Source organism: Stenotrophomonas maltophilia, assembly GCF_001676385.1.
In the GTDB taxonomy this organism is placed as follows: Bacteria; Pseudomonadota; Gammaproteobacteria; order Xanthomonadales; family Xanthomonadaceae; genus Stenotrophomonas; species Stenotrophomonas maltophilia_J.
Map to the genome: position 1 here is coordinate 151670 of NZ_LYVJ01000006.1, position 22536 is coordinate 174205.

Consider the following 22536-nt stretch of genomic DNA (forward strand, 5'->3'; position numbering starts at 1 on the left):
GCGCAAGCGGGCCGCACATGGACGGTTCGCCGCGCATCGTGTATCTAGAGTCGCAGATTGGGGAGCAGTGAATGCAGAACGCGAACGACATCACCATCCGCCTGCTGATCGTCGATGATAGCGGCGAGAATGCCGAAGCCATCGTCAGCACCCTGCGCAACAGCGGCATCGCAGTGCGCCCATGGCGCCCGCAGGATGCGGCCGAGCTGGCCCAGGTGCTGTCCAGCCAGGCCATCGACCTGGTGCTGGCCTCGCCGACGCAGGGCATTCCCTTGCCCTTGATCACCCAGCACATCGCGGCCGGAGGCAAGGACATCCCGCTGGTGCTGCTCGCCGAGCGCATCGACGAGGACGAGCTGGTGCAGGCCAGCAGCCATGGCATCCGCGCCCTCGCACTGCGCCAGCGCCCCGAACACCTGCTCGCCGTGGTCCGCGACCAGTGGGTGGATCTGCAGGCCCGCCGTGGCCTGCGCCGCATCGAAGCGCAGATGCGCGAAACCGAGCGCCGCTGCGATGCGCTGATCGCCTCCTCGCGTGATCCCATCGCCTATGTGCACGAGGGAATGCACATCCGCGCCAACGACGCCTACCTGGAAATGTTCGGCTACACGCACTTCGACGACATCGAGGGCATTTCGCTGCTGGACATGGTCGCTGCTCCTCACGTGGAGGGCTTCAAGCAGCTGCTGAAGGGCCTGAGCCGTGGCGAGGCACCGCCGCCGCAGTACCAGCTCGATGCGCGCCATGAGGACGGCAGCACGTTCCCTGCGACGATGGAGTTCACCGCAGCGACCTACGAGGGCGAATCCTGCCTGCAGGTGGTCCTGCGCCGCCGGATGGAGTTCGATCCGGAGCTGGCGCGCGAGGTAGAGGACCTGCGCCAGCGCGACCAGGTCACCGGCCTGCTCAACCGCCCAACCTTCATGCTGCAGCTGGAAACCGCGGTGGCCCAGGCCGGGCGCAGCGAGGGCCAGTTCGGCCTGCTGCTGATCGAACCGGACCATTACGCGCGCCTGCTGCCGGACATCGGCCTGGCCTCGGCCGACGCCCTGGTCGGTGCCCTCGCCGCGCTGCTGGCCGAGGTGGCCGGCGAGGACGCGCAGCTGGCGCGCTTCGGCGAACACAGTTTTGCTGTACTGCAGGCCGGCCCCTATGCACAGACCGTGGCGCTGGCCGAACGCATCCGTGAAGCCCATGCTGCGCATGTCTTCAGCATCGGCTCGCGCTCGGCCACGGTGACCGTGAGCATCGGTGGCGTGCAGATCGGCGAGAAGATCGCAAGTGTCGGCCAGGTACTGGCACGTGCCAGCGAATGCACGCAGGCGGCCGCTGAGCTCGGCAACACCTGCCGCATCTTCGACCCGGCGGCCGTCGATCGAGTCGAGGAGGAGCGCGTGCAACGCTGGGTCGCGCGCATCCGCGAGGCACTGGCCGGCGACGGCTTCCAGCTCCACTACCAGCCTGTGTTGAACCTGCAGGGCGAGCCGCTGGAACTGTACGAGGCCTACCTGCGCCTGGAGCACAACGGCGAGCTGTTGAGCCCGACCGCGTTCCTGGGCATTGCCGAGGAATACGGCCTGCTGGCCGATATCAACCGTTGGGTGGTCTCGCAGGCGCTTTCGGTGCTCGGCCAGCGCGCACGCGGCGGCCATCCGACCCAGATGCTGGTGAAGGTGACGCCGGAATCATTCGACGACCCGCAGATGATCGCCACCCTGCGCCGCGAGCTGCAGGCACAGGGCGTGCCCGGCGAACGCCTGTGGCTGCACGCACCGGAAGCGAAGGTGTTCACCCATCTGCGCAGTGCCCAGCAGTTCCTTGCCGAAGTGGCACCGCTGGGGTGCCGCATCGGCCTGGAGCAGTTCGGTTCGGGCCTGGATTCGTTCCAGTTGCTGGCCCATTTCCAGCCGCAGTTCCTCAAGCTGGACCGCGGCTTCACCAGCGACCTGGCCGCCACGCGCGAGAACATCGATCGCATCAGCCAGATCACCGCGCGCGCCCAGGAAGCCGGTATCCGTACCATCGCCGAGTTCGTCAGCGACGCCAATTCGATGACCCTGCTGTTCAGTGCCGGCGTGGACTACGTGCAGGGCGACTTCGTCGGACCTGCGTTGCCCGAGATGGGGTTCGAGTTCGGGTGATTCCTACCTGCGGAGCCGAGCCATGCTCGGCTGCGGGACTCAAGCGAAGAGCAGCCGAGCATGGCTCGGCCCTGCAAGAACAGAAAGGCCGGCGTTCGCCGGCCTTTCTGTTGATCAGGTCATGTCGACCAGATTCCCGATCTTCACATCCGGGTTGACGTCGGCTTCGTAATCGACGCCATCCACGCCGAAACCGAACAGGCGCAGGAAGTCGGCCTTGTAGCCCGCCAGGTCGCTGATCTCGTACAGGTTCTCGTTGGTCACCTGCGGCCACAGCGCGACCACCTTCCCCTGCACGTCCGCAGCCATTTCCTTGTAGTCCGCACGCAGGCGGCCTTCCTCATCGATCAGTGCGACGGTGCGGCCCTCGCCATCGACCAGATCGTGGCGCAGGCGATCGACCGCCACGCCATCGGCCTTGCCGCCGTAGAGGATGTCGTACAGCACGTCGAGCTGCTCGATGCAACCTTCGTGCGTGCCCTTTTCCTTCATCACCTTGAACAGCAGCGACAGGTACAGCGGCATGGTCGGGATGGCCGAGCTGGCCTGGGTGACCACTGCCTTCAGCACCGACACGCGCGCGTCGCCACCAATTTTCGCGAGCTTCTCGCGCAGGCCCAGCACCTTGTTGTCCAGATCCTTCTTGGCGGCACCGATCGAGCCGTTCCAGTAGATGGCCTGGGTGATTTCTTCACCCACGTAGGTGAAGGCGGTGGTGGTGCAGCCGTTGGCCAGCACGCCGGCATCGGCCAACGCGTCGATCCACATCTGCCAGTCCTCGCCACCCATTACTGCGACGGTGCCGGCGATTTCCTCCGGCGTGGCCGGCTGCAGCGTGGTCTCGGTGATCACTTCCTTGTCGGTGTCCAGCCCACGCAGGGTGATCGGCTCGCCGATCGGCTTCAGCGTCGAACTGATGATCTCGCCGGTCTTGGGGTGCTTGCGGCGCGGTGCGGCCAGGCTGTAAACGACCTGGTCGACCTGGCCGAGGTCGGCCTTGATCATTTCGATGGTCTTCGCCTTCACTTCATCGGAGAAGGCATCGCCATTGATGCTCTTGGCGTACAGGCCGGCTTGGTCGGCGTACTTGTGGAACGCCGCCGAGTTGTACCAGCCCGCGGTACCCGGCTTGGTTTCGCTGCCCGGCCGTTCGAAGAAGATGCCCAGCGTGGCGGCGCCACTGCCGAACGCGGCCGTGATGCGTGCGGCCAGGCCGTAGCCGGTGGAGGCACCGATCACCAGCACGCGCTTGGGACCGTTCTGGATCGGCGGGCGGGCGCGGATATAGTCGATCTGCTGCTTGACCGCAGCGTCGCAGCCGGTCGGATGGGTGGTGACGCAGATGAAGCCGCGAACGCGCGGTTTGATGACCATGGATACCTCGGGTTGGCAGATGCGGCGCACGGGGCGCTCAGCAGGAATACGGGCGCGCACGCGCGCGAACCGCAGGATCGTAGTGCGCGGGGGAGGATTGCACAACCGACGCTGGCGTAGGGTGAGGTTTGTTTTGCAGGGTTGCACCCTGCACCCGCTGGAAGCCAGAGCAACGTCAGCGTCAAAAGCTGGGTTCCTGTGGGTTGGCGGGGTGGATCCGGTTGCGGGGGGCGCTGCAAGTACGTCCATGTAAGCTCGGTCGCCGCTTGCTCGTGTGCGCTTTCCTGCGCACACGGCAAGACCGGGGTTGGGCGTCGTGCCCAACCCGCCCGAGGCATGCCTCGGGCCCATGCGGCTCACGCCCCCGCAACCGGACCCACCCCGCCTTCGACAGATTTCCGCGACCTGTCGGGACAGCATTCTTCTCTGGTGGGTGTCGACCTTGGTCGACACGGTAGATCTGATTCCAGTTTGATTATCGATATCTGATAGATGTGTCGACCAAGGTCGACACCTACCAACAGCCGCAGGAATCTGTCAGAGGCGGGGCGGTGTCGGAGTGCGGGGTGTCAGCCGCATGGATGCGGCTGCCAAGCCTACACGGACGTACTTGCGGCGTCCCCGCACTCCGACACCGTCCCGCCCAACCACGGAATGCACTCTGTTGCTGTTGCTGTTGCTGTTGCTGTTGCTGTTGCTGTTGCTGTTGCTGTTGCTGTTGCTGTTGCCGGCCAGCGGCCGGCACTACCGTGGGTGCAGGGCTGCAAGCCCTGCACACAAAAAACCCCGCTTGCGCGGGGTTCCCTGTGTGTTGCGTGCAGCGCGAACGCTTACGGGCGACGGGCCAGGGCCTCGACGTCCTTCGCCTTCGGCAGCAGGTCCTGCTTGCTCACGCGCAGGAAACCGATCGTCAGCATCGGCACCGCCACCAGGATCGAGGACAGCACCACAATCACCGCGCCAATCATGTGCGTCTCGGCCAGGCCTTCCATCGAACTGCCACCGTACAGGTACAGGGCAAGCGCCGACAGGAAGAACATCACCGCAGTGATCACCGTACGCGACAGCGTCTGGTTGATCGAACGGTTCAGCACTTCCATCGAATCCACGCGCAGGCTGCGGAAGTTCTCGCGGACGCGATCGAACACCACGATGATGTCGTTGATCGCAAAGCCCATCACCGACAGCAGGCCGGCCAACACGGTCAGGTCGAACTCACGGCCCAGCAGCGACACGTAAGCCACCGTCACGATCAGGTCGAACATCGCCACGATGCTCGCGGTGACCGCGAACTTCCACTCGAAGCGAACCGCGATGTAGATCAGGAAGCCGGCCAGCATGAAGATGGTGGCGTACAGGCCATTCATCGCAAGGTCCTTGCCGATCTGCGGGCCGACGAACGCGGTACTCATCACCGTGGCCTTGTTGTCGGCGCTGGACAGCGCCTTCACCACGGCGGCGGCGGTGGCCTTGTCCTCGGCGGCGGCATCCCCGGTACCCGGGGCATGCTCACCGTGCGGGGCCAGGCGGATCAGCAGGTCGGTGTTGCCACCCACGCTCTGCACCTGCGCACCATCGAAGCCACCCTGCTCCAGCTTGTTGCGGACCTGTTCGACATCGACCGGGCGTTCGAAGCGCGTTTCGATCAGGGTGCCGCCGGTGAAGTCCAGTGCGTAGTTGAAACCCTTGATGCCGATGATGGCGATCGAGGCGAGGAACACGACAACGGTGACCACCATGGCGACATGGCGCCAGCGCATGAAGTCGATCTTGGTGTCGTTCGGGAGGATGTGCAGCGGAAACAGTTTCATTGTGCGTGTCGTCCCGTCAGATGGCCACGTTCTGGAGCTTCTTCCGGCCGCCGTAGATCAGCGTCGCCAGCGCGCGCGATACGGTGATCGCGGTGAACATGGAGGCGAAAATACCGATGATCATGGTCAGTGCGAAGCCCTTCAGGGGACCGGTACCGAATGCGAACAGCGCCACGCCGACGATCAGGCCGGTCAGGTTGGCGTCAAGAATGGTGCCCGAAGCACGTTCGTAACCGGTCACGATCGCGGTCTTGCCCGGCACGCCGGCTCGCAGCTCTTCACGGATACGCTCGTTGATCAGCACATTGGCGTCCACTGACAGGCCGACCGACAGCGCCAGGCCGGCAAAACCCGGCAGCGTCATGGTCGCACCGAACAGCGACATCACCGCCACCACGATCAGCAGGTTGAACAGCATCGCTGCCGAGGTGATCACGCCGAACACGCGGTAGTAGATGCTGAAGAACACCAGGGTGAACAGGAATGCGAACACGACCGCGCGCATGCCGTTCTCCACGTTCTCGGCGCCCAGGCTCGGGCCGACCACGCGCTCTTCGACGAAGTCCATCGGCGCGGCCAGCGAACCGGACTTGAGCAGCTTGGCCAGGTCCTCGGCCTCCTTCTTCTGCAGGCCGGTGGTCTGGAAGTTCTTGCCGAACACGCCGTTGATGTTGGCCACCGAGATCACTTCCTCGTTGACCTTGAAGCCACGTACTTCCTGCCCATCGACGATGGTCACGGTCGGCACGCGCTCGGTGTACACCACCGCCATCGGCTTGTTCACGTTGGCACTGGTGAAATCGAACATGCGCTGGCCGCCGACGTTGTTCAGCGTCACGCTGACGGCCGGAGCACCGCTGTTCGTATCGGTCACCGCCTGCGCACCCACCATCTGGTCGCCAGTGACGATCACGCGCTTGTTCAGCAGGATCGGGCCACGGCCGTCACGCTGCTGGTAGACCTTCGCTTCCGGCGGGATGCGGCCGGCATTGATCGCGTCCTGGGCATTGCCTTCGACCACCGCGCGGTATTCCAGGGTCGCGGTAGCACCGATCATGCGCTTGGCTTCGGCGGTGTCCTGCACGCCGGGCAGCTGCACGACCACCCGGTCGGCACCCTGGCGCTGGATGATCGGTTCGGCCACGCCCAGCTGGTTGACGCGGTTGCGCAGGGTGTTGATGTTCTGCTCGATGGCGCCGTTGGCGATCTGCGCGATCTCGGTTTCCGGCACGGTCACCGTGATGCGGCTGCCGCTGACGTCATAGCCAAGGGTCGGCTGCGCCTTGACCAGGGCGGTGCGGGCGCGCTGTGCGGCGTCGTCCCCGGCCGACGGGCTCAGGTTGGCCACGATCGTGTTGTCGGCACGGCGTTCCACCGACTGGTACGCAATGCGCGCATCACGCAGGGTGCTGCGCACGTCCTCGGTGTAGGCGTCCAGGCGCTTGTCGAGGGCCGCCTTCTGGTCGACCTGCAGCACGAAATGCACGCCACCCTGCAGGTCCAGGCCCAGCACCATCGGGCGGCCGCCCAGCCTGGCCAGCCAGTCCGGCACCGTCGAGGCCAGGTTCAGGGCCACGGTGTACTTCTCGCCGACGCTGTCACGCAGGACGTCGCTGGCCGCGGTCTGCGACTTCAGGTCCGACAGGCGGACGATCAGGCTTTCGCCTTCCTTCTCGGCACCGATGGTGTCGACACCGGCCGTCTTCAGGTCGGCCAGCACGCGGTCGCGCAGCGCATCGTCGATCTGCCCGCCGCGGTTGGCGGTGATCTGGATGGCCGGGTCCTTCTGGTAGAGGTTGGGCAGCGCGTACAGCGCGCTGAGCGCCAGTACGATCAGGATGACGACGTACTTCCAGCGTGGAAATTCGAGCATTGCTTGGGTCCCGCGCGGCGCCATCCCCGGCGCCGCGGTTGTGCTTCGGAAAGGGAGTGGCTTACTTGGCCGAATCCAGGGTACCGGTCGGCAGCACGCTGCCGACAGCGCCCTTCTGCACGCGGATGCGCACGTTGTCGGCCACTTCGACGGTGATGAAGTGGTCGCCGATGTCGGTGACCTTGCCGGCGATGCCACCATTGGTCAGCACTTCGTCGCCACGCTTGATCTTCTCCAGCATGGCCTTGTGCTCCTTCTGCCGCTTCATCTGCGGGCGGATCATCAGGAAGTACATGATGGCGATCAGGATGATCGGGAACAGCAGCGTGGTCAGGCCCATGCCCTGCGGTTGGCCGCCGGCGGCCTGGGCGTGGGCGGCGGGAATCAGGAAGGCAAGCAGGTTCATCGTTGGTCCTTTGGTTGGGCGGCGCTTCGGCCGTTTCACGGGCACGAGGTGTCGACCGCGGATCTGGGTCAGCCTTGAAGTATGCCACGGCCCCGGGCGTTCGTCCTTGGGCCGTTTGGCAGGGGGTACACGGGTTACAGGGGCGGCGGCACCGCCCCGCGTGCCGCGTAGAAAGACTCGCGGAACGCCAGGAAGGTTCCCGCCTCGATCGCCGCTCGGACGTCCGCCATGAGCTTTTCGTAATAGAACAGGTTGTGCAGGGTGCCCAGCATCGGCGCCAGCATCTCGTTGCAGCGGTCCAGATGGCGCAGGTACGAGCGGGTGTAGCCGCCGGTGCAGGCCACGCAGCCGCAGCCCGGCTCGATCGGGTCCATGTCGCGCGCGTACTGGGAATTACGGATGCGGACGGTGCCGAACGAGGTGAAATAGTGGCCGTTGCGGGCGTTGCGGGTCGGCATCACGCAGTCGAACATGTCCACGCCGCGTGCGACACCCTCGACCAGGTCTTCCGGCCGGCCCACGCCCATCAGGTAGCGCGGGCGGTCGCCCGGCAGTTCCGGGTCCAGGTGGTCGAGCATGGCGTTGCGCTCGTGCTCCGGCTCGCCGACGGCCAGGCCGCCGATGGCATAGCCGTCGAAGCCGATGGCCTGCAGGGCCTCGGCCGAGCGGCTGCGCAGGCCAGTGTGCACGCCGCCCTGCACAATGCCGAACAAGGCCGCGTCGTTGCCGAGCTCGTCATGCGCGTTGCGGCTGCGCTGGGCCCAGCGCAGGCTCAGTTCCATCGAACGGCGGGCAACGTCCTCGGTGGCCGGGTATGGAGTGCACTCGTCGAAGATCATCACGATGTCCGAATCGAACACCTTCTGGATCTTCATGCTCTCTTCGGGCCCCAGGAAGACGCGGGCGCCGTCGGTCGGCGAGGCGAAGGTCACGCCCTGCTCGGTGATCCTGCGACGGTGGGCCAGCGAGAAGACCTGGAATCCGCCGGAGTCGGTCAGGATCGGGCCGTCCCAGCGGCAGAAGCCATGCAGGCCGCCGTGGTCGGCGATGATGTCCAGTCCCGGGCGCAGGTACAGGTGGAAGGTGTTGCCGAGGATGATCTCGGCGCCCAGCGCCCGCACCTGGTCCGGCAGGATGCCTTTGACCGAGCCATAGGTCCCCACCGGCATGAAGGCCGGCGTTTCCACCGTGCCACGCGGGAAGGTCAGGCGGCCACGGCGGGCACGGCCGTCGCGGGTCTTGAGCTGGAACTGCAGTCGGGACATGGAGCGGGTCGTTCAGGCAAATAGTCGCCTATTGTCTCCCAAAACCGGGCCGGTCGCCCATTCAGGCCTGAACGGGCCGCGCACCAGCGGTGCGCACCACTACCCACGCGCACCCACCACAGGCTCGCGTGTCCGCCAGGCATGGCCCGGCGCCTCCCCTACCCCGCCTGCGGGAACAGCAGCATCGCGTCGCCGTAGCTGAAGAAGCGGTAGCGCTGCTCGATCGCATGCCGGTAGGCCTCGAACACGCGCTCCTTGCCGGCGAACGCGGAGATCATCATCAGCAGCGTGCTTTCCGGCAGGTGGAAATTGGTCACCATCGCGTCGACGCTGCGGATGCGATAACCCGGGGTGATGAAGATCTGGGTCTCGCCGGCGAACGGCAGCAGTTCGCCATCGCGCATTGCGCTTTCCAGCGCGCGCACCACAGTGGTGCCGACGCCGATCACCCGGCCGCCGGCCGCACGCGTGCGCCGCACCTGTTGCACCAGCCCGGCGCCCACGTTCAGCCACTCGCGGTGCATCACGTGGTCCTTCAGGTCATCGGCGCGCACCGGCTGGAAGGTGCCCGCCCCCACGTGCAGGGTGACATGGCCGAACTCCACGCCCTTGTCCTTCAGCGCGGCCAGCAGCGGCTCGTCGAAGTGAAGTCCTGCGGTCGGCGCCGCCACCGCGCCCACCTCACGCGCGAACACGGTCTGGTAGCGCTCACGGTCGTCCAGGCCCGGCTCGCGTTGGATGTAGGGCGGCAGCGGCAGGCGGCCGGCATGCAGCAACCACTGTTCCAGCGGCTCGGGCACGTGGAAGTGCAGCACGTAGAACTCCCCGTCGCGCCCCAGCACCTCGGCTTCACCGCCGGCATCCAGCGCAATGCGGCTGCCGGCCTTCGGCGACTTGCTGGCACCGACCTGGGCGCGGGCCTGCTGGCCGCCGAGCAGGCGTTCGATCAGGATCTCCACGCGGCCGCCGCTGGCCTTCTGCCCGAACAGGCGCGCCGGGATCACCCGCGTATCGTTGAACACCAGCAGGTCGCCGGGCTGCAGCAGTGACGGCAGATCGCGCACCTGCAGATCGGTGAACGCGGCCGGCGCCGGCGGCACCAGCATCAGGCGGCTGGCGGAGCGTTCGGCCAGGGGTGCCTGCGCGATCAGTTCGGCCGGCAGGTCGTAATGGAAATCGGACTTCTTCAAGGCGAGGGGCGGAAACGGGTCGACAATGGCGCGCATTGTACGTCCAGCGTCTGCGAGGCGGCGCCCTTCATGGCGAACGTCGTGCAATATGCTGCTATGCAGCAGGTTTCTGCGGGGTTATCGCGCAAAAAAACAAGTGCTAGCATCGAGATGGAAGTCCGCTGCACGAGCCGGCCCCAAGCGCGCGTGATGACGCGCGTTTTGCTTTTGAAGGCCCGTGCGACCCAACGTTTCAGGAGATCTGCAATGAGCTTCATCGAACGCCTCGCCCCCCTGCGCAACCAGCCCGGCTCCCGTGTCACCACCGGCCTGGACGACGCCACCCTGACCGCCCTGTCCGCCAACCATCCGCAGCTGGTCGCCGCGGTGGACGCCGCCGCCGAGGAATTCGCGCGCGTGCAGGCCGGGCTGGGGCCCCTGCTGGCACAGGACGAACAGGCCCAGATCGATGCAATGCAGGACGGTTTCGTCAATTTCTATGCAGATGATGCGGTGACCCCGTACGTGGCACTGGCCGCCCGCGGCCCGTGGGTGGTCACCCTGAAGGGCGCCGTGCTGTACGACGCCGGCGGCTACGGCATGCTCGGCTTCGGGCATACGCCCGAAGCGGTGCTCGAGGCGATGGCCCGGCCGCAGGTGATGGCCAACATCATGACCCCGAGCTTGTCGCAGCAGCGCTTCATCGCCGCCCTGCGCGCCGAGATCGGCCACCGCCGTGGTGGCTGCCCGTTCGCGCGTTTCATGTGCCTGAACTCCGGCTCCGAAGCGGTCGGCCTGGCCGCCCGCATTGCCGACGTCAACGCCAAGCTGCAGACCGATCCAGGCGCGCGCCATGCCGGTGCTGCGATCAAGCGCGTGGTGGTCAAGGGCAGTTTCCACGGCCGCACCGACCGACCGGCGCTGTACTCCGATTCCAGCCGCAAGACTTACCTGCAGCACCTGGCCAGCTACCGCGGCGAGGACTCGGTGATCACCGTGGCGCCGTACGACGAGGCCGGCCTGCGCAAGGTGTTCGAGGATGCCGCGCGCAACCAGTGGTTCATCGAGGCGGTGTTCCTGGAGCCGGTGATGGGCGAAGGCGACCCGGGTCGTTCAGTGCCGCCGGCGTTCTACGCGGTGGCCCGCGAGCTGACCCGCGCGCACGGCAGCCTGCTGCTGCTTGATTCGATCCAGGCAGGCCTGCGTGCGCATGGCGTGCTGTCGGTGGTCGACTACCCGGGCTTCGAAGGCCTGGACCCGCCGGACATGGAGACCTATTCCAAGGCGCTCAACGCGGCGCAGTTCCCGCTATCGGTGCTGGCGGTGACCGAGCATGCCGCGCAGCTGTACCGCAAGGGCATCTACGGCAACACCATGACCAGCAATCCGCGTGCGCTGGATGTGGCCTGTGCCACCCTGGCGCAGCTGACGCCGCAGGTGCGTGCCAACATCGCCGAGCGCGGCGCCGAGGCCGTACGCAAGCTGGAGCAGCTCAAGGGCGAACTCGGCGGCCTGATCACCAAGGTGCAGGGCACCGGCCTGCTGTTCTCCTGCGAGCTGGCTCCGCAGTTCAAGTGCTACGGCGCCAATTCCACCGAGGAATGGCTGCGCCGCCATGGCATCAACGTGATCCATGGCGGGGAGAACTCGCTGCGCTTCACCCCGCACTTCGGCATGGACAGCGAAGAGCTGGACCTGCTGGTGGGCATGGTCGGCCGCGCCCTGCGCGAAGGCCCGCGCCGCGAGCAGGCTGCGGCGGCGTAAGCGCCCGCTTACGTAGAGCCGAAGGCAGCGGCAGGAGCCGCTGCCAACGTCGCTGGCGACGGCCCGAAGGGTGCCGGTCAGGACGACCGGCATAGCCCATGCTCGGCTGGCCTGTGCCGCTATCTGGACGAAGAGCAGCCGAGCATGGCTCGGCTCTACGGAAGGGGCGATAATCCACCCGCACCCCGCCCGTAACCGCTGACCCGGTTGCCGGCGGGGCGTTTTCGTTTCCGCACCAAGAGACAGCCCCCAATGAAGTCGATCTGCGTCTACTGTGGTTCCAACGCGGGCAGCAAGCCGGCGTATACCGAACGCGCCATTGCCCTGGGCGACCGCATCGCCCGTGATGGCCTGCGCCTGGTCTACGGCGGCGGCAACGTCGGGTTGATGGGAACCGTGGCCAATGCCGTGCTCGCCGCCGGTGGTGAAGTGACCGGTGTAATCCCGCGCCAGTTGGCCGACTGGGAAGTGGCCCATCGCGGCCTGACCGAGCTGGAGATCGTCGGCTCGATGCATGAGCGCAAGTCGCGCATGTTCGATCTCGCCGATGGCTTCGTCGCCCTGCCCGGCGGCTTCGGCACGATGGAAGAGATCTTCGAGATGCTGACCTGGCGCCAGCTGGGCATCGGCAACAAGCCGTGCGCCTTCCTCGACGTCGAAGGCTTCTACGCACCGCTGATCGGCATGATCGACCGCATGGTGGAAGAACGCTTCCTGCACCCGGACCAGCGCCAGGACCTGTGGTACGGCTCGGACATCGAAGCGATGCTGGCCTGGATGCAGAACTACCAGCCGGCCCAGGCTTCGAAGTGGATCGACGAGAAGCGCCGCGCCGCCCTGCGCTGACGCCCTCGCCTGCGCTGGCTCAGGCCGGGCGCTCCCGCGGGGCCGGCCGTCCCAGCAGGTAACCCTGGCCGTAGTCGCAGCCCAGTTCGCGCAGCGTCTGCCACTGCGCCTCGGTCTCGATGCCTTCGCCGATGGTCTCGATATCCAGCGTGCGGGCCAGCGACAGCACGCCTTCAACCAGCGCGCGCGTGCTCTGCACCTCCGGCCCGTGCAGGCCGGCGATGAAGCTCTGGTCGATCTTCAGCGTCTTGATCGGGAACCGGTGCAGGTAGGACAACGCCGAGAAGCCGGTACCGAAATCGTCCAGCTGCACCAGGATGCCGCGGTCACGCAGCCCCTGCAGGATACGCAGGGTATGCGGACCGTCATCGAGCAGCGCCACCTCGGTGATTTCCAGGCGCAACCGGCGCGGATCGGCACCGCACGCGTCGAAAAGCCCGAACAGGCGATCACTGAACTCTGCCGAACGGAAATGACGTGGCGATACGTTCACCGAGACATAGCCCTGGCCGCCGTCGGCCAGTCCGGCGATCACCTGTTCATAGATCAACCAATCGACCTGTTCGATCAGGCCGCTTTCCTCCCCCAGTTCCAGGAATGCACCCGGAAGCAGCAGGCCGCTGCGCTCGTGCTGCCAGCGCAGCAACGCCTCATGACCGACCACCTCGCCATCGGACAGGCGCACGATCGGTTGGTAGAACGGCAGGAAATCGCGGTTGTTGATCGCCCGCCTCAGGTCGGCCTCGAGGTCGAGGCTGCGCACCGCCTGCTCGCGCATGTCTTCGTCAAAGATCGCGCAGCGGTCATGGCCCTGCGCCTTGGCCCGGTACATCGCGGCGTCGGCGTCGCGCAGCAGCTCCTCACCGGTGCGGTAACGTGGATTCCACAGCGCGATGCCGAGGCTGCCGGAAGGGAACAACTCGCGCCCGGCGATCCACAACGATTCCTGCAATGCCAGCAGCACGCGCTGGCCGAAATCCAGCGCCTGCGCCAGCCCTTCCGGGCACTGCAGCAGCACTGCGAATTCATCCCCTCCCAGGCGTGCCACGACGTCCCCGGCGCCACTCATCGAGACGATGCGCTTGGCCACTTCCACCAGCATGCGGTCACCCGCAGCGTGGCCGATGCTGTCATTGACCAGCTTGAAGCGGTCCAGGTCGAGGAACAGCACGGCAAACACCGGTCCGCCCTCGCGCCTGGCCAGCGCCAGCGCATCCTGCAGGCGGTCCAGCAGGTGCAGGCGGTTGGGCAGGCCGGTCAGTGCATCGTGCATGGCCTGGTGGGTCAGGCGCTGCTCGGCGCGCAGGCGCTCACCGATCTGGCCAAGCAATCGCTCGTTGACTTCGGCCAGCTCACGGGTGCGCTCCTCCACCCGCTTTTCCAGCTCTGCATGCGCCGAGCGCAGCCGCTGCTGGTCGCGCTGGCGGGCCAGGCCCGTGCCGATGTTCTGCGCGACGAACGTCAGCAGGCGCTGATCGTGCATGCCGAACGTGCTGTTCTCGCTGTAGCTCTGCACCACGATCGCGCCGACCACCTCGTCGTCGCGCAGGAGTGGCACGCCCAGCCAGCACTGCGAGCGGGCACCGGATTCGCGCACCTCGCCGCTGGCCAGCAGCGCATCGATCTGTGCACGCGAAGCCAGCAGCGGCCGCCGGTTGCGCACCACGTACTCGGTCAGGCCGCGGCTGAACGGCCGGGGCGCCCGGCTGGCATTGTGCTCGTCCACCGAGTACACGAAGTCCAGGCCGTTGCCCGCAGGGTTGACCAGCGCGATGTAGAAGTTGCGCGCATCGAGCAGGCGCCCGACCACGCCATGCACCTGTCCATAGAACTGCGCCAGGCTGTCGGCCGACATCGCCATTTCAGCGATGTTGTACAAGGCGGTCTGCAACTGCTCGGCGCGACGGCGCTCGGCGACCTCATCCTGCAGGCTGCGGTTGGCGCGCTGCAATTCCTGCGTCCGGTGCGCGACCTGCTGCTCAAGCCGCACCTGCGCCTGGCGCCGGTCCATCGCCGTCTGCACATGCTGGGCCACAAACCCCAGCAGCGCGCGCTCGGCCTCGCCATACAGGCCCGCCTGCTCATAGCTCTGCACCACGATGGCGCCGCACACTCGACCATCGCGCAGCATCGGCACGCCCAGCCAGTCCAGGCTCTCTGGCCCGCCCTGCGGATCGTGCTCCTGCCCCGCCACCCGCGCCAACAACTCGCGCGAAGGACCGCTGAGCGGCCTGCCATGGCGCAGCAGCGCCACGGTCAGGCTGCGCGGCATCCCGTCGACGTCGTGGCTCTGCGAAGGATCGGCGACGAAGTCATCGACCTGATCGGCGAAGTACAGGAAGCGGATCTGCTCCCGGACATCGTCGTACTCGACGATGTAGCAGTTCTCGGCATACATCAGCGTGCCCAGCACGCCATGCACGTGGCGCAGCATTTCGCCCATCTCCAGATCGGCACCGGCCAGGTCGGCGATCTGGAACAACGCCTGCTGCAGTCGCTCGGCCTGTTCCAGCGCCTTGATCTGCCCGGCCTGGCGACCACGCTGCAGGGCCAGCTCCATTGCCTGCCGGGCCACTCCCCACCAGGCCGGTGACGGCACCGCGCCCTCCACCGACAGCAGCAGCCGCGCACCATCGTATTCCCAACCGTGGTGCCCGTCGCTGGCGCCCGGCACCCCGCTTGTGTCCCTGGCAGCCGCCGTCGGCCAGCTCCCTTGGCCGGAACCCAGTTGCGGGTCGTCCCAACCGACCCGCACCACGGCGTTTTCCGGTAACAGCGCATGCAACGCGCGCACCAGCGCCGTGCTCAGCACGGCCTCATGTGGTGGCTTTTCTGCCGGTTCAGCATGCGTGGACAAATGACACTCTCTTGGCGCCGCCTGTGCGTCGCCTCCCCTGAGCCGCCGAGCATAGCGCGCCACCCCGGGGGCAATGGAAGCCCGCCAACCCCGAATCGTGCGCCCGGGCGTTGTTCCCGTTGCCTGCCGCTGCTTTCGAGCCATGAATCCCGCCCCATCCACTGCCGCCACCGGCTATGCGCCAACGCCTGCAGGCCTTACCCTGTGCGCCGTGGAAGCCAGCGCACTGCCAACCGATGAAGCCTTGATGCTGGCCTGGGCCGGTGGCGACCTGCGTGCGTTTGAAAGTCTGTACGCGCGCCATCGCAAGCGCTTGTTCGGGTTCCTGCTGCGGCAACTGCGCGACAACGCGCTGGCGGAGGAGATCTTCCAGGATGTCTGGCAGCGGGTGATCAGCGCCCGTGCCGGCTGGCAGCCCGATGCGGCATTCAGCACGTGGCTGTTCCGCATTGCCCACAACCGGCTGAACGACCACTGGCGCGCGGCCCGCCATCGCCCGGCGGCGCCGGCCGACGCGGACCTGCGCCTGGCCGCGATCGAGGATGGGCAGACGCCGGAAGCCGAACTATCCGAATTCGAACAGCGTCGCCGTGTCCAGATGGCGATGGAGCAACTGCCGCCTGAGCAGCGCGAAGTGTTGCAGTTGCGGCTGGATCAGGAACTGAGCCTGGAGGAGATCGGCCAGATCACCGGCGTCGGCCGGGAAACCGTGAAATCGCGGCTGCGCTATGCGATGGACAAGCTGCGTGCGGGACTGAACGCATGAACCGAGACGAACCACTGACGCCGGAAGAACGCGAGCTGATCCGCCTGCTCGGCCGCCGCGTGGAACAGGCGCCGCCCGCCGCGCTGGACGCCGCCATCCTGGACGCGGCCCGCACTGCCGTGGAGGCCCCGGTTGCCGACGCCGTTGCCTCACCCCTGGCGCCACGCAGGCACCGCACGCGCCCACGCTGGCCCGCCGTGTTCGGCATTGCCGCGTCGATGGTATTCGCCATCGGCATTGCCTGGCAGTTGCGGCCGGAAGCGCCGCCTGTGGCCGTGGGCCAGGCCGACGTTACAGCAGCACCTGCTGCCGCCGACGCGACTGCCGCCGGGCAGACCGCTGCTGGCGCGCGTGCGGACAATACAGTGCCGTCCGCAGAATCCGCCGCTGCGCCGGCTGCGCTCAAGGCCGCACCGGCGGCTGCGCCAGCGCCGGTCGTCCCCGCGCCAGCACCGGCCATCGCGCCCACACGCGAGCCGGCACCGTCTGAAGCCGCCGCACCCCCGGCACGAAGGGCGCGCGCGACGGCTGCACCCGCGGCTGCTGATGCGTCCTTTGCCGCGATGCCGCCGGCGCCTGCAGCCGCACCACCCGTTCGTCCCGCGCCGGTCCTGCCTCCGGCACCTGCACCGGCCTCCGCACCGGCACCGGCTCCGGCCGGTGCGCTGGAGGCGGCGCGCAGCGCCGCGCCCCCCATTCCCTCTCCCGCAGAGGCCGAACAGGCCCCGGCACTGGATCGGGTGGAGATCACCTCGGCGAGCCGCGAGACATCGAACCGCTCCGCAGCGGGCATCATGCGCCGCGGCAGCGGTGCAGGCCCGGGCGCGCCGTCAGTGCAGGCGGAAGTGGACGCCGACGCACAGCTGCCGCGCCGGCAATGGCTGCAGAAGATCCGCGCAAGGCGTGACGAAGGCCAGCGTGACCTGGCCCGCGCCAGCTTGGAACGCTACATGCAGCAGTATCCGGAAGCGCGCCTGCCGCGCGACCTGCGCCCGCTGCTGGACGATTGAGTCCACGGAGACCGGGGCTACGCCGTAGAATGACGGGAATGCCCGATACCCTCGCCCAGCCGGTCAGCCACACGCTGGAAGTCAAACACAGCCGCTTCATCACCCACGCCACGCCGATCGACGGCGCCACGGAAGCGCTGGCGTTCCTGCAGCAGGTGGCGGTGGCCGATGCCACGCACAACTGCTGGGCCTACCGGCTCGGCCAGGACTATCGCTCCAGCGATGATGGCGAGCCTGCTGGCACGGCTGGGCGGCCGATCCTGGCCGCCATCGATGGCCAGGGCTTCGACCGCGTAATGGTAGTGGTGACGCGCTGGTTCGGCGGCATCAAGCTCGGCGCCGGCGGGCTGGTGCGCGCCTACGGTGGCGCCGCTGCCGGGTGCCTGCGCACCGCGCCACGGCTGCCCCTGGTGGCGATGGCCCGACTGCAGCTGGTGGTCGCATTCGAGGACCTGGGCACCCTGCATGCCGCTCTGGCCGCCTTCGGCGCCGAGAAACGCGATGAACAGTTCGACACCCATGGGGTCCGCCTGCGGGTCGAATTGCCGGCTGGCCAGGTCGATGCATTGAAAATCCGCCTGCGCGACGCCACTCGTGACCGTACCCGCATACAAGGCGACCAGGATGACTGACAAGGACGACGCTCCCGCCGTGACCCCGCCGCTGCGCCGCCTCGGCAGCCTGCGAACGCTGTGGCCATTCGTGCGCCGCCACAGTGGCCTGTTCATTGCATGGCTGCTGGCCCTGGCGGTGTCCTCCGCAGCGACGCTGAGCCTGCCGCCGGCAGTGAAGCAGATGATCGACCACGGCTTCAGCAGCGGTGGCCAGATCAATCGCGCCTTTGCCCTGCTGATGCTGGTAGCGGTGGTGCTGGCTCTCGCCACCGCCGCACGCTTCTACTTCGTGTCCCTGCTGGGGGAGAAGGTCGTCGCCGACCTGCGCAGCCGCCTGTATGCGCACCTGATCCAGCTCGGCGCCGGCTTCCATGACCGCAGCCGCAGCGGCGAGCTTGTCTCCCGACTGACCGCCGACAGCGAACTGCTGCGCAGCGTGGTCGGCTCCACCATGTCGGTGGCCCTGCGCAGCAGCGTCACCGTGGTCGGCAGCCTGGCGATGCTGTTCGTCACCAGCCCGCGGCTGGCGGCGTGGTCGCTGCTGGGCATTCCGCTCGCGGTCCTGCCGATCATCATCGGTGCACGCAAGCTGCGCACGGTCGCGCGCAGCAGCCAGGACCGCATCGCCGATGCCAACAGCCTGGCCAGCGAGACCCTCGGCGCGGTGCGTACGGTGCAGGCGCATGCGCGCGAGCCTTACGAGCGCGGTCGCTTCGACAGCGCCCTGGCGGATGCCATCGGTGCCGCGCGGCGCCGCATCGGTGCGCAGTCGTTGGTCACCGCCAGCGCCATCCTGCTCATCTTCGGCGCCATCGTCGGCGTGCTGTGGCTGGGTGCGCACGACGTCATCGACGGCCGCCTCAGCGCCGGCACGCTCGGCCAGTTCGTGCTCTACGCGCTGATTGGCGGCGGTTCGGTCGGCGCGCTGGCCGAAGTCTGGAACGAGCTGCAGCGCGCCGCTGGCGGCATGGGCCGCATCGGCGAACTGCTGCAGGAAGACATCGAGATCCGTGCGCCGGCGCAGCCGCACGCACTGCCGCAACCGCTGCGCGGCGAAATCCAGTTCGACGACGTGGTGTTCCACTATCCGCAGCGCCCGGACGAGGCCGCGCTGGACCACTTCAACCTGCACGTTCGTCCGGGCGAAACCGTGGCCCTGGTCGGCCCGTCGGGCGCGGGCAAGAGCACGGTGCTGTCGATGCTGCTGCGTTTCCACGATCCGGCCAGCGGCCGCATCTGCGTGGATGGCATCGATGTGCGCCAGGTGGATCCGGCTGAACTGCGCGCGCAGCTGGCGCTGGTACCGCAGCAGCCGACGCTGTTCGCGGCCAGTGCACGCGACAACATCCGCTACGGCCGCCTGCAGGCCAGCGATGCCGAGGTCGAGGACGCCGCGCGTGCGGCAGAGGCCGATGCCTTCCTGCGCGCGTTGCCGCAAGGCTACGACAGCGAGCTGGGCGAGCGTGGTGCGCGCCTGTCCGGAGGCCAGCAGCAGCGCGTGGCCATTGCGCGCGCGCTGTTGAAGGACGCACCGATCCTGCTGTTGGATGAAGCCACCAGCGCACTGGATGCCCAGAGCGAGCATGGCGTGCAGCAGGCACTGGAGCGATTGATGGCTGGCCGCACCACGCTGGTCATCGCCCACCGCCTGGCCACCGTGCTCAGGGCCGACCGCATCGTGGTGATGGACCAGGGCCGCATCGTGGCCGAGGGCACGCACGCACAGCTGCTGGCTGAAGGCGGCCTTTACGCTGAACTGGCACGGCTGCAGTTCATCGATTGATGACAGGCGGCTAACACGCGCCAGTCCAAGCTGTCACCGCGCCAGCAAGAACCGCTGCGAGGAGGTCACGATGTCGTTCCGCCAGTTCCCCGCCGTTGACAGCAATGGTGAAAGCCACATCATCATCGAGTTCAAGCCCGAAGCGAACGGCAGCGGGCACAACTCCGAAGCCACGCCGCGCTACGAGCTGGATGATGGGCGGCAATTGGTGCGCAATGGCCGTGAGTTCACCACCAGCGGCGGCGAACTGCGGCTGACGATCTAGCGCTCCCGCGCTGCCTGGTGGGCGCCCACCTTGGTGGGCACTGGCTTTCTCGCTGCGCCTGACGGGCGCGCCTGCGAAGAGCAGTCGAGCGTGGCTCGACTCGACAGAAAGGCGTGATCAAATTTTGATCAATCATCTTGACAGCCTTGCCTGCCAAGGGCCCCGCACGGTTATCCACACGTTTGCCCAGAAGCCATCCACATCGCCTGTGGATGACTGCACCTAGCCCAGGATCCGCCCGATGCCACTGGCGTCAACCTCGGCGGCGGCCAGGGCGATCGCCGCCGGATCACTGCCCGCCACGAACCCGATGCGGAAATGCACTTCGCCGCCCGGGGTGCGCGAGGAATGGATCGAGGCCAGGCTGATGCGGTGCTGCTCGAACACGTTCAGCAGTTCTCGCAGCGAGCCGGGCCGATCCTCCGGCAGATGCACCGAGAGTGCATTGCGCTCGGTCAGATCAGCCAACAGGTAACCCACTCTTTCGAAGGTGTAATTGCCATCGGTCAGCGCCTGCTCGCCGAAAGCGCTGCGGTTGGCTGCCAACAGCTGGGCACGGAATGCCGCACGCGCGGCATCGTCGCCCTGCCCGACCTGCGCCTGCAACGCCTGCAGCTGCTCCACCAACCGCGCAAGCATCGGTGCCACGTAGGGGTTGCCGAACTGGATGTCCTCGTAGATCGCCGGGTTCAGCGAGAGGATCCGCGAGATGATCGCAGTATCCAGTTCAAACGAGGCCGAACGATACGGCATCATCGCCGCGAGGCTGCCCAACTGCGGCTGGTACTGGCGCAGCACGCCGGCCTGGGCCAGGTGGGTGGCATGTACCATGGCCTGCACCAGCGCCATCATCTGGTCGTGGTGCTGCGGGGTGGCGCGCACGCACTCGGCCTGCAGGGCGGCACACAGCGAATCGATCCACGGTTGCCAGTGCTGCAGCCTCGCCTCGCAGACCACCATCACCCGCCCTTTCAGCGTGGGTGCCTTCGGCGGTGCTGTCATCGGGTGCAGGCCGGCCACTTCAGCCTGCGAGGCCAGCATGGCCCGCACCGGCGCGTCCTTCACCGAGGTCACGTCCAGCCACAGGCGGCCCTGCTCGCGGCCGGCCGACTGCTGTACGTAGCTGTCGATCAATGCCGGCGTGCTCCGGATCGGTGCCGAGAACACCAGCACGTCCGCCAGCTCCAGCAGCTGCTCCGGCGCATGCGATCCGGGATCGGCCGGATCATGGCCGATCACCTGCAGCTGCATGTGCTGCTGGAAGAAGCGGCTCAACCAACGCCCGTAGGCGCCGGCACTGCCAACGATGCCGACCGTGCGCGGCGTACGCGGGGCCAGGCCGCTCATGCCACGCGTTCGGCGCGGAAGCGCGCCTGCCCGGCCAGCGCAGCGGGTGCGGCAGCAATCACGTCGAACTCCTCGAAGCCGTTGGCCAAGGTAGCTTCCAACGCAGCGTGAGTACCGGCAATCGCGCGCGAGATCGCCTGCTGCATTGATTCACCGCGCAGCAGGAACGACACCACCAGCGACATCAGCACATCGCCGGTGCCTGCGACATCCACCGGCAGCAGCGGCGACGTCCAGCGCCAGGTTTCCTCGCGACCGACCGCCAGGGTCACCAGTTCATCCGGCTTGCCACCGACGCTGTGCGCGATCACCCAGTGCGGGCCGCGATCCAGCAGCACGCGCGCCGCAGCGCTGGCATCGGCCTCGGCCAGCGCCGGCATGCCGGTCAGGCGGTTGAGCTCGAAGGCGTTCGGCGTCACCAGCCAGGCGTGTGGTAGCAGGCGTTCGGCAAAGATCGCCTCCAGGCCGGGTTCCACGTAGGGCCCGGTGTGGGTGTCTCCGATCACCGGGTCCAGGCAGTAGCGCAACTGCGGGCAGGCCGGCAGGATGCCATCCAGCCAGTCGGCGAACGCGGCGCCGTTGGCGGTACTGCCGAAGTAGCCCGAGACCAGCATCTTCGCCCTCTGCGGCAAGCCACGCTCATGGGTGCCGAGGAGCAGGTCGGCGAACCAGTCGGCGGGCAGCACGCGACCACGGGTGGTTTCATAGAACGGCGCATTGCTCAGCAGCACCGTCGGAATGTTGGCCACGCGAACGCCCAGCGCACGCATCGGCGGGATCGCCGCGCTGTTGCCGGCATGGCCATAGACGAGTTGCGACTGGACCGAGATGACATCGATCGGCGACGGCCCATCCGGCCGCTGGCGGCGGCCGTGGACCAAGTGGTTATCAAGGGATTCGCTCATGGCCGCATTCTACGCCCAAGGGGGTTTTCGGCAGGGCTGCGCCCTGCACCTGCTCACAAGCCAGATCAACGTCAAAGGCAACAGCCGGCTCTGGGTTGTCTCTGTGCTTGGCGGGGCGGTATGGGATGGCAGGACACGCCGTAAACCCATCCGTGGGGGCTCGATGGCGCCATCCATGGCGCCAACGGTCCTGCCATCCCACACCACCCCACCCCTGACAGACTTCCGATGACGGTTGGTAGATCCACGCCATGCGTGGATGAAATCTGTCAGGTATCGAAATAAATCGGGGTCAGATCCGTTTTCCTTCGGAAAACGGATCTGACCCCACGAGCTGTTC

At 67.2% G+C, this 22536-nt stretch carries 17 protein-coding genes; 8 read left to right on the plus strand and 9 right to left on the minus strand.

Features of this window, described 5'->3' with window-relative positions; translation table 11 throughout:
* The first annotated feature begins 71 nt into the window (after nucleotides 1–71).
* Entirely contained in the window at nucleotides 72–2141 is a 2070-nt protein-coding gene (locus A9K58_RS09480; RefSeq protein ID WP_065199146.1) for an EAL domain-containing response regulator, read from the plus strand.
* Between the two features lie 114 nt (nucleotides 2142–2255).
* On the opposite strand, the gene fabV is transcribed toward A9K58_RS09480, so the two are convergent.
* The 6 genes from fabV to queA form a co-directional block, all read right to left on the minus strand.
* Nucleotides 2256–3515 (minus strand): enoyl-ACP reductase FabV, encoded by a 1260-nt coding sequence (gene fabV, locus A9K58_RS09485; protein ID WP_065199147.1) that lies wholly within the window; start codon nucleotides 3513–3515, stop codon nucleotides 2256–2258.
* Nucleotides 3516–4345: 830 nt separating this feature from the next.
* Nucleotides 4346–5326, minus strand: a complete 981-nt coding sequence (gene secF, locus A9K58_RS09490; protein ID WP_065199148.1) for a protein translocase subunit SecF — start codon at nucleotides 5324–5326, stop codon at nucleotides 4346–4348.
* A 16-nt stretch (nucleotides 5327–5342) separates the two neighbouring features.
* Nucleotides 5343–7199 (minus strand): protein translocase subunit SecD, encoded by a 1857-nt coding sequence (gene secD, locus A9K58_RS09495; RefSeq protein ID WP_065199149.1) that lies wholly within the window; start codon nucleotides 7197–7199, stop codon nucleotides 5343–5345.
* Nucleotides 7200–7260: 61 nt separating this feature from the next.
* Complete coding sequence (gene yajC / locus A9K58_RS09500) at nucleotides 7261–7605, minus strand: preprotein translocase subunit YajC (RefSeq protein WP_005416201.1); 345 nt, start codon at nucleotides 7603–7605, stop codon at nucleotides 7261–7263.
* A gap of 134 nt (nucleotides 7606–7739) precedes the next feature.
* On the minus strand, nucleotides 7740–8870 hold the full coding sequence (tgt, locus tag A9K58_RS09505; RefSeq protein WP_065199150.1) for a tRNA guanosine(34) transglycosylase Tgt: 1131 nt from the start codon (nucleotides 8868–8870) through the stop codon (nucleotides 7740–7742).
* 158 nt (nucleotides 8871–9028) lie between these two features.
* Nucleotides 9029–10096 carry a tRNA preQ1(34) S-adenosylmethionine ribosyltransferase-isomerase QueA gene (gene queA, locus A9K58_RS09510; RefSeq protein ID WP_065199151.1) on the minus strand — a complete coding sequence of 356 codons (1068 nt, stop codon included), beginning with the start codon at nucleotides 10094–10096 and terminating at the stop codon, nucleotides 9029–9031.
* A gap of 210 nt (nucleotides 10097–10306) precedes the next feature.
* Between queA and A9K58_RS09515 the strand changes: the two genes are divergently transcribed.
* Nucleotides 10307–11803 (plus strand): aminotransferase class III-fold pyridoxal phosphate-dependent enzyme, encoded by a 1497-nt coding sequence (locus A9K58_RS09515; protein ID WP_065199152.1) that lies wholly within the window; start codon nucleotides 10307–10309, stop codon nucleotides 11801–11803.
* Between the two features lie 252 nt (nucleotides 11804–12055).
* Nucleotides 12056–12649 (plus strand): LOG family protein, encoded by a 594-nt coding sequence (locus A9K58_RS09520; RefSeq protein ID WP_065199153.1) that lies wholly within the window; start codon nucleotides 12056–12058, stop codon nucleotides 12647–12649.
* Between the two features lie 19 nt (nucleotides 12650–12668).
* On the opposite strand, the gene A9K58_RS09525 is transcribed toward A9K58_RS09520, so the two are convergent.
* On the minus strand, nucleotides 12669–15506 hold the full coding sequence (locus tag A9K58_RS09525) for a bifunctional diguanylate cyclase/phosphodiesterase (protein ID WP_065199154.1): 2838 nt from the start codon (nucleotides 15504–15506) through the stop codon (nucleotides 12669–12671).
* Nucleotides 15507–15753: 247 nt separating this feature from the next.
* On the opposite strand from A9K58_RS09525, the gene A9K58_RS09530 reads away from it, so the two are divergent.
* From A9K58_RS09530 to A9K58_RS09550, 5 genes are all read left to right on the plus strand, one after another.
* Nucleotides 15754–16272 (plus strand): RNA polymerase sigma factor, encoded by a 519-nt coding sequence (locus A9K58_RS09530; protein ID WP_231109285.1) that lies wholly within the window; start codon nucleotides 15754–15756, stop codon nucleotides 16270–16272.
* Nucleotides 16269–17282, plus strand: coding sequence for a hypothetical protein (locus tag A9K58_RS09535; protein ID WP_065199156.1), 1014 nt, complete (start codon nucleotides 16269–16271; stop codon nucleotides 17280–17282). The genes A9K58_RS09530 and A9K58_RS09535 overlap by 4 nt, the downstream gene beginning before the upstream one ends.
* Nucleotides 17283–17320: 38 nt before the next feature.
* A complete protein-coding gene (locus tag A9K58_RS09540; protein WP_065199157.1) occupies nucleotides 17321–17914 on the plus strand; it encodes an IMPACT family protein in 594 nt (197 codons plus the stop codon).
* Nucleotides 17907–19679, plus strand: coding sequence for an ABC transporter transmembrane domain-containing protein (locus tag A9K58_RS09545; RefSeq protein WP_065199158.1), 1773 nt, complete (start codon nucleotides 17907–17909; stop codon nucleotides 19677–19679). The genes A9K58_RS09540 and A9K58_RS09545 overlap by 8 nt, the downstream gene beginning before the upstream one ends.
* A gap of 70 nt (nucleotides 19680–19749) precedes the next feature.
* On the plus strand, nucleotides 19750–19944 hold the full coding sequence (locus tag A9K58_RS09550) for a hypothetical protein (RefSeq protein ID WP_065199159.1): 195 nt from the start codon (nucleotides 19750–19752) through the stop codon (nucleotides 19942–19944).
* A gap of 222 nt (nucleotides 19945–20166) precedes the next feature.
* On the opposite strand, the gene A9K58_RS09555 is transcribed toward A9K58_RS09550, so the two are convergent.
* Both A9K58_RS09555 and pdxY read right to left on the minus strand, forming a co-directional pair.
* Nucleotides 20167–21291 carry a prephenate dehydrogenase gene (locus A9K58_RS09555; RefSeq protein WP_065199160.1) on the minus strand — a complete coding sequence of 375 codons (1125 nt, stop codon included), beginning with the start codon at nucleotides 21289–21291 and terminating at the stop codon, nucleotides 20167–20169.
* Entirely contained in the window at nucleotides 21288–22196 is a 909-nt protein-coding gene (gene pdxY / locus A9K58_RS09560) for a pyridoxal kinase (RefSeq protein WP_065199161.1), read from the minus strand. Before pdxY ends, A9K58_RS09555 begins: the two co-directional genes overlap by 4 nt.
* Between the last annotated feature and the right edge of the window lie 340 nt (nucleotides 22197–22536).